This is a genomic window from Maribacter cobaltidurans (genome assembly GCF_002269385.1).
Classification (GTDB): Bacteria; Bacteroidota; Bacteroidia; order Flavobacteriales; family Flavobacteriaceae; genus Maribacter; species Maribacter cobaltidurans.
In genome coordinates this window covers 414,258-428,668 of record NZ_CP022957.1, presented here as the reverse complement: position 1 = coordinate 428,668, position 14,411 = coordinate 414,258, and the positions used below count along the sequence as shown (strand labels likewise).

Sequence of the window (14,411 nt, the reverse complement as noted above, 5' to 3'; positions counted from 1 at the left end):
ATGCTCGATCAGCTCCTTCAGTTTGATAAGGATGTATTTATATACTTAAATGGGTTGGGTAGCCCCACTTGGGATACATTTTGGCAGTTTATTTCCAATAAATTCAGTGCCATTCCCCTTTATCTTTTTCTTTTGATTCTTTCTTTTAGAAAATTTGGTTTTAAAGGAACTTTGGTGTTGGTGATATCAGTCGGGTTGCTGATTACGGTATCCGATCAGTTGAGCAACTTTTTTAAATATGGTGTGGCCAGGTTACGGCCCTGCCATGATCTGGAAGTGAGTTCCATCATGCGATTGGTAAAGAGCTATTGCGGGGGAAAATACGGTTACTATTCGGCACACGCCTCCAATTCATTTGCCTTGGCCATTTTTTTTGGTTTTATGTTGCGTTCCCAAATCAGATATATAGGTTTGGCTCTTGTTTTCTGGGCCTTGTTGGTGGCATATAGTCGGATTTATATCGGTGTGCATTTTCCTTTGGATGTAATGACCGGTGCCTTGATTGGAAGTTTCTTGGGATGGTTGTTTGCAAAGTTATTTATATTTGCACATCGGAAATTCTCTTTATGATATCCAACCTAAGGTATTGGTTTTTAGTGGTTCTCATTGTTTTGGTTTATATCGCCGGAAGCTTTGTGACCCTTTTTGAGAACGATTCCGCCCAATTCGCAGTCATGGCCATGCGCATGGTCAACGAGAACGATTTCATCAACTTGTTTAAGGGCCCCAACGAGTACTTGGACAAGCCGCATATGCATTACTGGCTGGCTGCGCTTTCCTATAAGATTTTTAGTATTCACGATTGGGCATACCGGATTCCCGGTATTTTGGCAACCCTTTTGGGCGCCTATAGCTGCTACGGCCTTGGGAAATTGCTCTACAATGTCCATACGGGAAAATTGGCAGCGCTTATTTTCATGACCGCCCAGACCATTGTTTTGGGAGCAATCGATGTACGTACCGATGCCGTATTGACCGGATTCACTGTTTTCGCCATTTGGCAATTGGCAGTGTACATAGAAAAAGGAACTTTACTGTCCGTTTTATTGGGAGGCTTTGGTGCGGGAATGGCCTTTTCTACAAAGGGACAAATTGCCTTAGTGGTTATCGGGTTGCCTATTTTATGTCACCTTGCATATACCCGAAAATGGTATCGATTTTTAAGTTGGAAAGTACTCTTGGCTTTGGTAATTTTTGGGCTGACCATAGCCCCCATGTTGTATGCCTATTATTTGCAATTTGACTTGCATCCTGAAAAGGTAATTCGGGGGAGGGATAACCGCAGTGGCATCTTTTTTATTTTTTGGGAACAGAGTTTTGAGCGTATGAGCGGGGAGGGCATAGGCAAAAACAGTAGTGATTATTTTTTCTTCTTCCACACGTTCTTATGGGTGTTTCTTCCTTGGACCATCTTGGCATTGACTGCTTTTTGGTGTCGTACCAAAACCTTTTTCAAATTAAAATTCAAGCACAATCCAAAATATGAATTTTTGACCTTGGGTGGAATAACCTTGGTTTTTATTTTGATAAGCTTCGCCCAGTTTAAATTGCCCCATTACCTGAATGTGACCATTCCCCTGTTTTCTGTACTTACCGCCTCCTATATGTACAATTTGTATCGGTTTGATAAACAGAAAATGACAAAGATTCTCCTGTGGGTACAATACTTTATTTTGTCCGTAGTATTTATGGCCTCCACCCTAATCTGTTTTTTTGTCTTTAAGTTCGATGGATTACTAATTCCAATTCTCCTTTGTGGAGGCGGTTTGGTAATCGTCTTTTTTGCCTTGAAAACGGAGAGGGTCTATGCAAGACTGATTACGGTTTCAGTTTTTGCCTCGTTACTCTTAAATGCTGTTTTGAATCTGCATTTTTATCCCAACCTCCTAAAATATCAGGGAGGTTCCAATATGTCAAAATTGATAGCGGAAAACAATATTCCGGTGGATAAAATTTATAAGATTGGTAACGACCATACCTGGGCGTTGGATTTTTATAATAAATATCCGGTTCAAATAAGTACTCTTACGGAAATAGGGAACAAAAAGGATATTTGGGTGTATGTCAATTCGGAAGAATTGGAAAAAATAAGGGAATCTCCCTTGGACTGGGATAGACAATTAACCGTAGATCAATTTAGGATAACACGTCTTCAAGGAAAGTTTCTCAATCCCAATACCCGAAATAAAGTGGTGAATAAAATGTACTTGGTACATCTGAAACAACCTTAAGGGCTTCATGCTCTTTCGACATACTCCTACGAGTTAAAACTAAAATCATTCCATTTTAAACCCTTCTTGACGTTTCAATACGGTTAAGCGACGGTTCAGCATAAAGTCATTTTTAAAGTGATGGTTTGTCCACATTTTTGGGACATAATTATATCCTAAAAAACTTTAAAATGACACCAACTACTATGTTCTCGCTTGCAAACTTCATCGTTATGCCCATGTGGCTATTGATGATATTCTTGCCGAAGTGGAAATTGACCAGATACTTGATCGATTTCAAGGTAATCCCTTTAGCGCTCTCTGCAATTTATATTTTTTACATCATTCAATCGATGATGGATAATGGACTTATGGACTTTGGGAGTCTTGGATCTGTCATGAATTTATTTACTGAGGAACATGCTGTTCTTGCCGGTTGGATTCATTATCTCGCATTTGATCTTCTAGTGGGTATGTGGATGATAGATCAAAACAAGGAATTGGGAATTCATAAGGCTCTTATGGCACCTTGTCTTTTCTTCACTTTTATGTTTGGGCCTTTAGGTTTCCTTTTGTTCTGGACTATTAAAACCATAAAAAACAATGTGGGATGAATTACGAAAATTATTCAGGATTAACAGCAAATAATGTAAACGAAAATAATATGGACTCTTACACACAAACATTAGTTGAAAATAGTCATGTCTCCAATAATGAATTAACGCCTTGGGGTAGCTTTCAACAAACAATCGGAAAACTATTCACGAAAGTCAAAAAAGAAAGTCCGATATTATTCTGGGTAGCCATGGTCATCACAATAATGGGGATAGGATGCTTAATTGGTCTGTTCATTGACGAAAGAACCTTAATGGGAGTTAGCGTTTGGTTAAAGCCATTAAAATTTTCTATTTCCATATCACTCTACTTACTAACCGTGGGATATTTGATTACCAAATATCCATACTCCAAAAGGAAAAAGAATCTTATCAACCATATTACTACGTGGTCCTTATTATTGGAGTTTCTTATTATCCTGTACCAAGGTTCTAGGGGCGTACAAAGCCATTACAACATTGCTACTCCCCTTGACGGTATTCTTTTTATGTTGATGGGTGTTTTTGTTGGTATCAACGTATTAACGATGGTCTTGTTCATTGTCGATACAATACGTTTAAAATTAAAGACCACAAAACCGCTACAATGGGCCATTTTACTAGGTTGGCTAATTGTTCTTTTCGGTAGCTGGGTTGGTGGACAGATGATCGGTCAAATGGGGCATAATGTGGCCATACCCGATGGAGAGGCTGGCCTACCTTTGGTCAATTGGAGTACAAAAGGTGGGGATTTAAGGGTTGCCCATTTCTTCGCATTGCATAGTATTCAGATAATTCCGTTATTCGCTGTATGGCTTGGTCATAAATGGAAATTTTCCCAAAGAAAACAACTTATGCTTGTTATCTTATTCACCTTAATGTTTTCTTTTATGATTGGCTATATTTTTTACCAAGCGAAACAAGGTATTCCATTCATAGCATCGTAATAAGCGTCCAATGTTATTTAACAAAGAAAAACGTATTAAATATTTAGGATTTAATGACTTCTGGTTTTCTGTAGTTGGTATTTTTATTCTAAGTATAGTTACGGCATACCTTTTCAGTACTTCACTGGTAATGGTCTCTCTTGTCGAGGCTATTATAAGTTGGGTAGTGTCACTTTTCTTCACAACAATTGATTGGCTCATAAATCGTGCGATAATGATTTATTTACGCAGAAAATACCCTGCCTTTCGTGATGATGCCAAGCGAATCGTGCTATTTTTCCTTGCCATAACCTGCACGGTCGTTCTTGTGGATTTTTTAGGTGGTAATTTGTTGTCATTAATTCCAGGTTTTCATTACGGAGATGAGATTTCTAGAATTAAAATGCTTCTACCTATTATTTTAATCACCATAATGACCATGGCGATCTATGAAGCTATTTATTACAACATACGGCTTAAAAAATCCATAAGGCAGGAGGAGAAATCCAAACAGGCGATTGTACAGGCACAGCTTGACGCATTGAGAAATCAGGCTCAACCACACTTTTTCTTTAATACCCTGAATACCTTACGCGATATCATTGACCAAAATTCAAAAGAAGATGCAAAGGAGTTTGTGGACAAATTATCCGATATGTATCGCTTTTTGTTGGAAGCTGGTAATACAAATCTCATTTCACTTCGGGAGGAGCTAAAGTTTGCCAAAGCTTATATTCACATACAATCAGAGCGCTTCGGTACTAATTTGAAGTTAAATTGGAATATTCCTGAAACTTCGTATGAATCCATGATAGTGCCCATGAGCCTTCAGCTATTATTGGAAAATGCGATTAAGCATAACGTAATATCCAAAGCGAAACCCTTAATAATAAATGTTGTTGTCAAAGAGAATAAATTGACGGTGGATAATAGGATTCAACCAAAATCCACACAATTACCATCAACAAAGGTCGGACTCACTAATATAGAAAAGCGGTATGGGTTAATTTCCGGTGAATCCCTTGAGATCAACAATGATGGAAATCGATTTAGGGTAACCCTTCCCTTGGTAAAAGTGTCAGATGAAAAGATTAGCAATGAAAATACTGATTATTGAAGATGAAGCCAGAGCGGCAAATCAATTGCAGCGTATGTTAACGGCATGTGATTTTGAACATGAATTGTTGTCCATAATAGATACGGTAGAAGATACTATCCAGTGGTTTAAGAGTAATGCCCTACCTGATTTGCTGTTTATGGACATCCAATTGGCCGATGGCTTAAGTTTTGAGATTTTTCAGAAAATCGATATCGATGCTCCCATTATTTTTACAACAGCCTTTGATCAATATGCCATACAGGCATTTAAGGTGAATAGCGTGGATTATCTGCTAAAGCCAATACAACATGATGATTTGAAGAAGGCACTTGATAAATTTAAAAAGTCCAATAAACCGAATTCCATCGATCCCGCCATTTTGAAACAGCTTCTCGGTAGTTTTCAAACAACTCCTACAAGGGAAGGCATATTGGTCAAAGAAGGGAGTGGATTCCTTCAAGTCAAAATATCGGAGCTTTTGTATTGCTATTCGGAGGATAGCGTTACATTTGGCGTGACTTTGGGCAAACGCTTTATTATCAATGAAACCATAGACGAACTTTTCGATTCGTTGGACCCCAATAAATTCTTCAGAATAAACCGTGGGCAAATTGTGGCCAAAAATTCCATTGAAAAAATAGACTCCTATTTCAACCACCGGGTGAAACTCTCCATTACCAATTCACGTGACCAAGAATTTATTGTTAGCCGTCCAAAAACAAGTGATTTTAAGGATTGGTTGAATACCTAGGTTTGATTCTTAGTATTCATTAACTCGTATAGCTTGTTGAATAATTACATATACACTTAATAGTCTAATCTTTGAAATTTTATTTTAAACTGGAAGTATTTACAATTTAATTTTCTTAAAATGAAAAAATATTCCCGTGAGCGAAACCAAAGCGGTAATCAAAAAGAACACCACACTAATCCCTACGGAGGTACTTTCTTCCAGGTTCAGTAAAGCGGCACCGTAGAAAAAGGTGACTTCCCTACTACCCAAACCTCCAATGGTCAAAGGAACAACGGATACAATAGAAGAAACCAAAAATATCACAAGGTAAGCAATAGTATTGCCTTCAATGGAAAGTGCCCTCATGATACATAGCACACAGAACAGCTGGGCCAGTTGCACCATAGCGGAATACCCAACGGATTTCCAAAAAATGGGTAGTACATAATTGAAGAATTTTTTGTTCAAAAAATAGAAGACACCAACGGACAGTGGTATTAAAATCAAAAACACCCACCAATAGGATTCCAGAACCTGATTTTCCAATGCCAAAAGAAGAATACAGGCATAAACAAAAAGCAATAGCAGGCCACTGAGTCGGTCCAGCACCAAAATACTAACCACGCGTTTAGTAGGCACCTCGAAAGTCTTTTTGATCACGTAGCCCTTATAGGCATCGCCTCCAATCCCGCCGGGAAGGAAAAGATTGTAGAACATCCCCAGTAGATAAAGTTTTAAATTGCTTTTTTGGGACAAAGGGATTCCAAGTTGATGGAAATAGGAATTTAGTCTAAAGGAGGCAATGATTTTCGAAACCAAAAATAACAGGATAGCCACCAAAAGATAAATAGGATGACTCCTTTTCAGGGTACGTAATACTTCCGAAACATCGATTTTGGTAAAAATAAAATAGACAAGCAAAATACTTATCGAAACCTTAAGAATAGTGGTGAAGGTCTTACGAGGATTTGCCACCGATGCTTACTTTTTTTATTCGATAAGGTCTCTTTTTTTGGGATTCATAATAGGTCCTGATTAAAAGCTCCATTACAATTCCTATGGTGAACAGTTGTATGCCCCCTAAAATAAACATCAGTCCAAAAGTTAGCAAGGGTCTGTTTCCAATATCCTCTCCCAATCCAAACTTTACGATCAATAAGTAGATATTTATAAGCACACCCAGAATGATCAAGAGAAAACCAAAGATTCCGAATAGGTGAATCGGCCTTTGAAAATATTTCCTGATAAAGAGTAGGAGCATCATATCCGCAACTACCTTGAAAACACGTTCCAGACCGTACTTGGAGACACCGGCATGACGGGCATGATGTTTTACCGGTACTTGTTTGATCTGTGCGCCCTCCAAATGGGCCAACAGCGTAATAAAGCGATGCATTTCACCATAAAGGTTCAAATCCTTTGCGATATCCCTAGTAAATATTTTTAAGGCACAGCCATTATCCTTAATATCCAATTTTGTTACCCTACGCACTAAGTAGTTGGCTATTTTGGAAGGTATTTTTTTTACAAGGGAATCTTTTCGTTTTTGACGGATGCCGGTAACCAAATCATAATCCTCGTTTACCGCATGCGTTAGCATTTGTGGAATATCGCTAGGATCATTTTGCAGGTCTCCGTCCATCGTTATTATATATTCTCCTTCGGCATAGTCTATCCCAGCAGCCAAGGCCAAACTTTGACCGTAGTTTTTCTTAAGCTCGATCAAATGGACCTTACCGTCCTCCATGGCCTTGACCACCTTTTTGGTATTGTCCGTTGAAAAATCGTCTATGTATATGATTTGGTAATTGTAACCAATAAGGCTTTCATGGATTTTCTGCGTCAGTAGGACAACATTGTCTTCCTCATTGTAAAGAGGGACTACGACGGAGAGTAGGGAAGGAGTAACAATATCCATTAAGCGGTTTTTGGGTTAAGGGGCAAAGTTAAGTTTTTATCCTTATACTGGAATAAGTGGATTTCCTGTTCTAAGTTTCCCGATAGTTTTTTACGAGATTCTCGGCCGCCCTAAAAGGTGTAATTTCACCGTCGACCACTTTTTTTTCAAGTACTGATAGGGCCTTTGAAATATCGGGATGCTCATAAAAATCCCTGAGCAGGATATGATTAATATGTTCTCTAAGCCATTTTTTATTCTGATGTTTTCTGGTTTGTTCAAAAAATCCGTTCTCCTTGGATAGGGTCACAAAGTTTTCAATGCATGACCAAATAGAAGTTAATCCTTTGTTTTCTACAGCTGAACAGGTCATTACTTTAGGAACCCATCCATTATCTTTTGCGGCAAATAAGTGCAAAGCCCGGCTAAATTCCATTTTGGCAGATTCTGCGGGTTTCTTGTTGTGTCCATCAGCTTTGTTGATAGCGATGGCATCGGCCATTTCCATAACCCCTCTTTTTATACCTTGGAGTTCGTCACCTGCACCAGGTAGCTTTAGAAGTAAAAAGAAATCGGTCATATCCCTAACCGTCGTTTCGTTTTGTCCCACACCTACGGTTTCGATTAAAATAATATCATAGCCCGCCGTCTCCAAAAGAATGATGGTCTCCCTAGTTTTTCGGGCCACCCCGCCTAAAGAACCACCGGTTGGGGAAGGTCTGATAAAAGCATGCTGCTCTTTGGCCAACGATTCCATTCTGACCTTATCTCCGAGAATACTCCCTTTTGTTTCATTGCTCGAGGGATCTACAGAGAGCACGGCCACTCTCTTCCCTTTACTTAATAGAAGTTTGCCAAAACTTTCGATAAAAGTGCTTTTTCCTACTCCTGGTACTCCGGTAATTCCAATCCTGATGGATTCCGTTTGGTGGCCGATACATTTTTCAAGAAGTTTGACCGCTATCTTTTGATGTTCTGTTTTTGCGCTTTCGATTAAGGTAATCGCTTGGGCCAAGACCGTAGTATTATTTGTTAGGACGCCCTGCGTCAAATGATCTACAAAGTTGGCATCCAAAGTGCCTCCAAAACTTTTGTCTACAGGTGCGATGGCCTTTCTTTTATAGGGTTCATTTCTTGTTTATCGGAACGTTTACCAAAGTATTGTCCCATGAAAGACTCAAATAGAGCTGATCCTCGTTCGTAAAGTCAATAGTAAAATCTTCAACGGATTCTGGAGTAACTCTAGAGGGAACCTCGACGCGTACAACATCTTCAGCGGCATCTCTTGTAGTCTGGGTACCATCCCCAAAGAAGGTAACTCCCCAATCTGGGACTTCCTTGTTGAAAATGACTTGCCAACTATCCTTATTTGGAATGGTCCATAAGGAATAGGTTCCGGCGGATAAAGGTTTGTCTATAATATCAATGGGTTCAGTTGTGGTGAAGGTCGTTGGTTCGTTGGCACCAGTCCGCCATACTTTATTGAAGGGTACTAAATCCCCAAAAATATTTCTTCCCTTTTTGGAGGGACTGGAGTAATGCACCTCAAGGTCGGTTCCTTTTAGGGTATATGAACTGGTCCTTTCTGGACTGTATTTTTTGGTTTGATTTCTTAAATAGGGCAGGCCTACAAAATAAAAGAGGCCAAACAATACCAATAGAATGATAACCAATCTTTTCAATACTTTCATGGATACTAAGTAGCTTAATACATTCAGTAATTCTAAGGTACTAAATCAAACTTAAAGATAGTAATGTTGTTATAGGTTTCACCAGGTTTTAATACACTATTGGGGAAGTCCGGTTGATTGGGGGCATCTGGATAATTTTGCGTTTCAAAACAAATGCCAGGGAAATCCAAAGGAGTGTAAACCACAACGGCAGGTTGGTTGGTAAATACGTTCATGGTAATGCCGGATTTGAAGGATTGTAGCTCCGCTACTTTTTCATTTCCCATATCCTTTACAAAAGGCGTGTCCAAACGTTGAATACCTATCTCCTTGGGTAACAGAAAATCGTAATTGGTTTTTCGTACAGGAACAATATTTCCCGTGGGCAGCAGATTTTCATCGGTTTCCAATACATAGGGACAATTAAGCGTTAGTTCATAGGCATCTATGTAAGGGCTATCGTCCAATTTAAAATAGGAGTGATTGGTTAGATTTATAACGGTGCTTCGGTCCGTTACCGCCTCATGTACGATTTGAAGTGCATTGTTTACCAGTCTATAGGTAACGTTTACGGTGAGGTTTCCGGGATATCCTTCTTCCAAATGCTTGCTCCGGTAAGAAAGTTTTACCATGGGCTCATCTGCGTAGGATACCTCCTCAATATTCCAGTATTTTTGATGAAAACCTTCCTTGCCCCCATGTAAATGGACGCCGTCCTCTTGGTACAACAAAAATTTTTCACGGTCCAAAACAAAACTTCCATTGGAGATGCGTCCGGCGTACCTTCCCATACAGGCCCCCAGACAATTATCGTCCAACCTATACCTACTTGGATGATTGTAGCCTACGACAACATTAGTATAGTTGCCATCCTTTCCTTTTACCAATAGTTTTTGGATGGTGGCGCCATAGTCTAAAACCATTAGCGTCATATAATCGTTGGAAATCGTAACTTGTTTCAAGCGAAAAATTTAAAAAAGATTCGTAAAAATAGCAGTTTTTTGCAACATCCCTTTTTTTCTTTCGTCCTTAAGATAACAAGCACTAAAACAAACATCAAACCGACCCATGTTTCAAGCTGACATTCTAGAAAAATGTAAAGCCAATGACCGTTCTGCACAGTTAAAATTGTACAGGCAATATTGTGATGGAATGTATTGTGTGGCCATGCGTTTTTTAAAAAATGCAGATGATGCGGAGGATGTGTTGCAGGAAGCTTTCATAAAAGCGTTTCAAAAGATGCATCAGTATAAGGGCGAGGTCACTTTTGGGGCTTGGTTGAAGAGAATCGTAGTGAACAAGTGCATCGATTTTTTGAAATCAAGGAATGAACAAAATATCAGCTTGGATGAGAGCTATATGAGATGTGTAGAAGAAGATGATTGGACGGTTGAGGAACATATAGAAATTGATGAGGTAAAGACCGCCATTGAACAGTTGTCCGACAAATATAAATATGTGGTCATGATGTATTTGGTTGAGGGATTTGACCACCAAGAAATTTCTGAGGTATTGAAAATTTCTGAAACGGCATGTAGGACAAGACTTTTAAGGGGTAAAGGTCAATTAAAGGAGTTATTAAAATTAAAGGGATATGGCACAGGATCTTAAAAAAATGTTCGACAAGGAACGCGAACAACAAAATTTTAAAATGAAACAAGGTCACGAAGAGCGCTTTTTGTCCAAATTGGAGGAAACACTGCCTCAGGAGCGTCCGTCTAAATGGAATACATGGAAAATTGCCGCTTCCATTATTCTTCTAGTGGGGGTAGGGCTAATGGCCTATTTTCAATTTGATACCAAGGATGACATTCCTGCAACCATTGTAGATAAGGGTGACCCCGATGATAAGAATAAAAGCTTTTCGTTTGGAGACCTTTCCCCGGATTTAAAAAAAGTGGAGAACTATTATGTGGCCAATATAAACATGGAGCTATCACAATTGGATATTTCAGAATCCAACAAAGAACTAGTAGATAGTTTTATGGAGCAACTTTCAGAGCTCAATACCGAGTATGACCGCCTTAATGGAGAACTCAATGAATTGGGTCCTAATGATCAGACAATATCCGCCCTCATAGAAAACCTACAATTAAGATTACAGTTATTACAGAAGTTAAAAAAGAAGTTAAATCAATTAAAATCATCAAAAAATGAACAGATCACCGAAAATAGTATCTAAGCAACTCATCATTGCTATAGGATTTTTAATCAGCATATTTGGCGTCTTTGGTCAGAAGGAAAGTAAGACCTATAAGGAAAGCTTTAATGTAAATAAGGATGCGGTTTTGGACATCAATACCAGTTATGCGGATATTGAGTTTGAAACATGGGACAAGGATGTCGTAGAGATTGTCGCTACGGTGGAGTTGGAAGGGGCAGAAAAAGATGAAGTAGAAAAATATTTTGAAAACGACCCCATTAAAATTCTGGGTAATAGCTCAAGAATTGAAATCACGTCTACCTCAAAGAAATTTGGACTTTTTGGATCGCAGGATTTTGAGTTTGAATTTGGTGACCTGGATATTGAAATTCCGGAAATTGCCCCGTTCGTTGTTGAAATTCCAGAAATCGCTCCTTTCCCTGAAATCGTCGAAATGCCCCCCATGCCACCGTTACCGTTAACCGATGGCTTTAAGTTTGACTACAAGGCTTATCAAAAGGATGGGGAAAAGTACATGAAGAAATGGCAAGAGGAATTTAAAAAGAGTTTTGATGAAAAGCATCAGAAAAAGCTGGAAGAATGGGCCAAGCGCATGGAAGAACGCGGTAAGGAAATGGAGAAGCGTTTAGAGGAGCAGGATAAAAGGAGGGAGGAAATGGAGAAAAAGCGCGAAGAAATGATAGAGAAAAGAATGGAAAGCCGGGAAGCCATGCAAGAAGCAAGGGAGGCCCAAAAAGAAGTAAGACGGGAAATGATGGAGCTTAGGGAGAAACATGAAGGCCCCAATATATTTTATTTCTCTACCGATGGGGAAAACAAAAACTATAAAATCAAAAAGACCATTAAGATTAAAATGCCAAAATCTACCAAGATTAAAATGAATGTAAGGCATGGAGAAGTGAAATTGGCCGAAAATACAAGGAACTTGAATGCGACTTTGTCGCATTCAAGCCTTTGGGCTACTACCATAGATGGGGATGAAACCCAAGTGTCCGTATCGTATTCTCCAGTAAACGTTCGCAACTGGAATTATGGTCAATTAAAGACGAACTATTCCAAAGATATAGCGTTGAGCGAGGTTCACACTTTACAATTACAGGCCAACTCCTCTGATGTAACCATAGATAATTTAATGAAAAAGGCATTTATTAAGAATGACTTTGGTCCCTTAAAAATTCTATCTATTGACAATGATTTTGAGGAGATGGATGTTTCCTTAAAAAATGCCGAACTTAATTTTAAGTTACCTACTGCGGCTACTAAAATATACATTAAGGGAACTGCATCCGATATGGCTTTACCCAAAAGTTTAAAACTTAATGAGACAAAAAATGGAAACACCACAATACTAAAGGGGTATACTAGGGGCGAAGCTGATAATCGCTCTATTGTAATTACTTCGGATTATAGTGAAGTGACCGTTGTTGAATAATTTATAAGATAGTTCCTCCTTTCTTTAAAATTCCCTGATTTTCACGTTGCGGTAATCCAATTCAGCCAATTCACTTTGCAACAGTATTTTACCCTTGAACAAGTTAGAAGTCCTACCATAGTTGACTACCACACCATTTACACGGTGTACACAAATGCCATTATAGGTAATCACTTCTACGGTATTCCATTCGCCTCGGGGCTTTTCATTATCGGTTTTCTTCACGACATTGGAATACATTTTAGGTAGGTTTTGCTTTCCATCAACTTCAATCGTGCTATAGCCTAATAACCAAAAATCACCAGTATCCCCTTCCTGTATTTGACACTCCACGGACCAAGGCCATACTTGATCTGGCGCATATTCTGGAATGTGATAACAAATGCCGCTATCGCGCTTCACATTTTCCCGAGGAGGCCAACGTTTTTCACCCCATTTAAATTCCACCGAAAAATGATAATTTTTATAAACCTTGTTGGTCATTATATAGCCCATTTCTTGTCCCGTAACGTGTAAAATACCATCCTTCAACGTAAAAATGTTATCAGGGTCGTTGTTTTTACCTTTACTTTCAATGAATTTGTACCAAGAGTCGGAAAGATTATCGTTGGCGAACAAGTCAGTGAACATGGTGTCCAAATATACTGGCTCAACGTTTTCTAACAGAAAGACATAGTCTTGGTAATCACCATTTGAGGCTTCTTCAAAGCATACCAAATAGCTATTCGAAATAACTTTACCAGCTTTTTTTACGGGGTAAATGCGGGCAGCATGGCCTGCATGTTCTGGATAAAGCAATTGGTTCCATCCATCTTCCTGAAAACTGTTATGTGTGTCACTTATCGTATAAATACCAAACGTGGCATCACCTGGATTGAAATCGGTTTTCCCATGTGCCATAGCAGGCATGAGGTTTTGATGCTCGTGAAAAGCATCGCTACCACTTAAAACCCCTACTTGGTGAAGTTCAGGGCCATCCTGGGAATTAATGTAGAATCCGAAAGACAACTCGAAAGCTGGGCTATATCTTGCAATTGGTGTTATTTTAACATCGGCATTACCATTTTTTTTGAAAAGACAAGGCGCTAACTCCTCACCTGATTTTTCAGGTTTGGTGTGGTTGGCTAGCGAAGTCCATCCTAAATTGGTGTCTATACCGAAAGCCTGTAAAACGGTTGAAAGGGCAGGTTCATTTTCCCCTTCAAGCCCAATGGTGCTAATGCCCCTTACTTTAGTGTTTAAAAGGGTTTTCTTGCCGTTTGTAACCTTGACATTAGCAGTAGCAATACCTTTAAAAGTTTTTTCTGGTTCATACCAAGTGATCAATAAAGTTTCCCCTTTTTTTAATTCGCTTAATGTTGATTTGAAAGAAGAAGCATCATTGCCAGTGACAGACACCTTCAGTTTTTTACTGAAATCAGTGTTTAAAACAGTCGTATCTTTTTTACTCATTTCCCCTTGAATAGAAGAAAAAGATAAACCTTCAATTAATGTTGTTTGCCCTATGACAGGTATGGCAGAAATAGTAAGTGCAATAAAAAAGACTATAGTTTTAGTTTTCATCATGAACGATTAGTGTAATTCGATTTATCAGTTGATATTTAGGTACCCGATATTAATAGATTTTTATAAACTTATTCTTTCGGACTATTAAAGAATACCCATAGAATGAATAGTGTTTTTGGGG

At 38.8% G+C, this 14,411-nt stretch carries 15 protein-coding genes; 9 read left to right on the top strand and 6 right to left on the bottom strand.

The window, feature by feature from the left end:
• The 6 genes from CJ263_RS01825 (at position 1) to CJ263_RS01800 (ending at position 5,579) form a co-directional block, all read left to right on the top strand.
• Positions 1–570 (top strand): phosphatase PAP2 family protein, encoded by a 570-nt coding sequence (locus tag CJ263_RS01825; protein ID WP_094995696.1) that lies wholly within the window; start codon positions 1–3, stop codon positions 568–570.
• Positions 567–2,231, top strand: coding sequence for an ArnT family glycosyltransferase (locus CJ263_RS01820; protein WP_094995695.1), 1,665 nt, complete (start codon positions 567–569; stop codon positions 2,229–2,231). The genes CJ263_RS01825 and CJ263_RS01820 overlap by 4 nt, the downstream gene beginning before the upstream one ends.
• 170 nt (positions 2,232–2,401) lie before the next feature.
• Positions 2,402–2,824: an ABA4-like family protein gene (locus CJ263_RS01815; RefSeq protein ID WP_094995694.1), complete on the top strand. Its 423-nt coding sequence runs from the start codon at positions 2,402–2,404 to the stop codon at positions 2,822–2,824.
• Positions 2,821–3,750 carry a hypothetical protein gene (locus CJ263_RS01810; protein ID WP_094995693.1) on the top strand — a complete coding sequence of 310 codons (930 nt, stop codon included), beginning with the start codon at positions 2,821–2,823 and terminating at the stop codon, positions 3,748–3,750. The genes CJ263_RS01815 and CJ263_RS01810 overlap by 4 nt, the downstream gene beginning before the upstream one ends.
• Positions 3,751–3,964: 214 nt before the next feature.
• Positions 3,965–4,846 carry a sensor histidine kinase gene (locus CJ263_RS01805; protein ID WP_229702350.1) on the top strand — a complete coding sequence of 294 codons (882 nt, stop codon included), beginning with the start codon at positions 3,965–3,967 and terminating at the stop codon, positions 4,844–4,846.
• Positions 4,812–5,579, top strand: coding sequence for a LytR/AlgR family response regulator transcription factor (locus tag CJ263_RS01800; RefSeq protein ID WP_233726882.1), 768 nt, complete (start codon positions 4,812–4,814; stop codon positions 5,577–5,579). Before CJ263_RS01805 ends, CJ263_RS01800 begins: the two co-directional genes overlap by 35 nt.
• A 99-nt stretch (positions 5,580–5,678) precedes the next feature.
• On the opposite strand, the gene CJ263_RS01795 is transcribed toward CJ263_RS01800, so the two are convergent.
• The 5 genes from CJ263_RS01795 to CJ263_RS01775 form a co-directional block, all read right to left on the bottom strand.
• Positions 5,679–6,536, bottom strand: coding sequence for a lysylphosphatidylglycerol synthase transmembrane domain-containing protein (locus CJ263_RS01795; protein ID WP_094995691.1), 858 nt, complete (start codon positions 6,534–6,536; stop codon positions 5,679–5,681).
• Positions 6,520–7,479, bottom strand: a complete 960-nt coding sequence (locus tag CJ263_RS01790; RefSeq protein WP_094995690.1) for a glycosyltransferase family 2 protein — start codon at positions 7,477–7,479, stop codon at positions 6,520–6,522. Before CJ263_RS01790 ends, CJ263_RS01795 begins: the two co-directional genes overlap by 17 nt.
• A gap of 70 nt (positions 7,480–7,549) precedes the next feature.
• The gene (gene meaB, locus CJ263_RS01785; protein ID WP_229702351.1) at positions 7,550–8,533 is read right to left on the bottom strand and encodes a methylmalonyl Co-A mutase-associated GTPase MeaB; all 984 of its coding nucleotides are present in this window, start codon (positions 8,531–8,533) and stop codon (positions 7,550–7,552) included.
• A gap of 52 nt (positions 8,534–8,585) precedes the next feature.
• A complete protein-coding gene (locus CJ263_RS01780; protein ID WP_094995688.1) occupies positions 8,586–9,149 on the bottom strand; it encodes a DUF2911 domain-containing protein in 564 nt (187 codons plus the stop codon).
• A gap of 32 nt (positions 9,150–9,181) precedes the next feature.
• The gene (locus tag CJ263_RS01775) at positions 9,182–10,090 is read right to left on the bottom strand and encodes an aldose epimerase family protein (RefSeq protein WP_094995687.1); all 909 of its coding nucleotides are present in this window, start codon (positions 10,088–10,090) and stop codon (positions 9,182–9,184) included.
• Positions 10,091–10,196: 106 nt separating this feature from the next.
• Here CJ263_RS01775 and CJ263_RS01770 point away from each other — a divergent pair, with 106 nt between their 5' ends.
• Genes CJ263_RS01770 through CJ263_RS01760 form a run of 3 tightly spaced genes read left to right on the top strand, consistent with a single transcriptional unit; the run spans position 10,197 to position 12,724 of the window.
• The gene (locus CJ263_RS01770; RefSeq protein ID WP_094995686.1) at positions 10,197–10,739 is read left to right on the top strand and encodes an RNA polymerase sigma factor; all 543 of its coding nucleotides are present in this window, start codon (positions 10,197–10,199) and stop codon (positions 10,737–10,739) included.
• A complete protein-coding gene (locus CJ263_RS01765) occupies positions 10,723–11,310 on the top strand; it encodes a hypothetical protein (RefSeq protein WP_094995685.1) in 588 nt (195 codons plus the stop codon). Before CJ263_RS01770 ends, CJ263_RS01765 begins: the two co-directional genes overlap by 17 nt.
• Positions 11,282–12,724, top strand: coding sequence for a hypothetical protein (locus CJ263_RS01760; protein ID WP_094995684.1), 1,443 nt, complete (start codon positions 11,282–11,284; stop codon positions 12,722–12,724). The genes CJ263_RS01765 and CJ263_RS01760 overlap by 29 nt, the downstream gene beginning before the upstream one ends.
• Before the next feature lie 24 nt (positions 12,725–12,748).
• Here CJ263_RS01760 and CJ263_RS01755 read toward each other — a convergent pair whose 3' ends face one another.
• Positions 12,749–14,287, bottom strand: coding sequence for a 3-keto-disaccharide hydrolase (locus tag CJ263_RS01755; RefSeq protein WP_188669411.1), 1,539 nt, complete (start codon positions 14,285–14,287; stop codon positions 12,749–12,751).
• Between the last annotated feature and the right edge of the window lie 124 nt (positions 14,288–14,411).

Excerpts from the sequence above, each read along its gene's own strand:
- CJ263_RS01825 (WP_094995696.1), top strand. The coding sequence starts at position 1 with ATGCTCGATCAGCTCCTTCAGTTTGATAAGGATGTATTTATATACTTA.
- CJ263_RS01820 (WP_094995695.1), top strand. The coding sequence starts at position 567 with ATGATATCCAACCTAAGGTATTGGTTTTTAGTGGTTCTCATTGTTTTG.
- CJ263_RS01815 (WP_094995694.1), top strand. The coding sequence starts at position 2,402 with ATGACACCAACTACTATGTTCTCGCTTGCAAACTTCATCGTTATGCCC.
- CJ263_RS01810 (WP_094995693.1), top strand. The coding sequence starts at position 2,821 with ATGAATTACGAAAATTATTCAGGATTAACAGCAAATAATGTAAACGAA.
- CJ263_RS01805 (WP_229702350.1), top strand. The coding sequence starts at position 3,965 with ATGATTTATTTACGCAGAAAATACCCTGCCTTTCGTGATGATGCCAAG.
- CJ263_RS01800 (WP_233726882.1), top strand. The coding sequence starts at position 4,812 with ATGAAAAGATTAGCAATGAAAATACTGATTATTGAAGATGAAGCCAGA.
- CJ263_RS01790 (WP_094995690.1), bottom strand. The coding sequence starts at position 7,479 with ATGGATATTGTTACTCCTTCCCTACTCTCCGTCGTAGTCCCTCTTTAC.
- CJ263_RS01780 (WP_094995688.1), bottom strand. The coding sequence starts at position 9,149 with ATGAAAGTATTGAAAAGATTGGTTATCATTCTATTGGTATTGTTTGGC.
- CJ263_RS01770 (WP_094995686.1), top strand. The coding sequence starts at position 10,197 with ATGTTTCAAGCTGACATTCTAGAAAAATGTAAAGCCAATGACCGTTCT.
- CJ263_RS01765 (WP_094995685.1), top strand. The coding sequence starts at position 10,723 with ATGGCACAGGATCTTAAAAAAATGTTCGACAAGGAACGCGAACAACAA.
- CJ263_RS01760 (WP_094995684.1), top strand. The coding sequence starts at position 11,282 with ATGAACAGATCACCGAAAATAGTATCTAAGCAACTCATCATTGCTATA.
- CJ263_RS01755 (WP_188669411.1), bottom strand. The coding sequence starts at position 14,287 with ATGAAAACTAAAACTATAGTCTTTTTTATTGCACTTACTATTTCTGCC.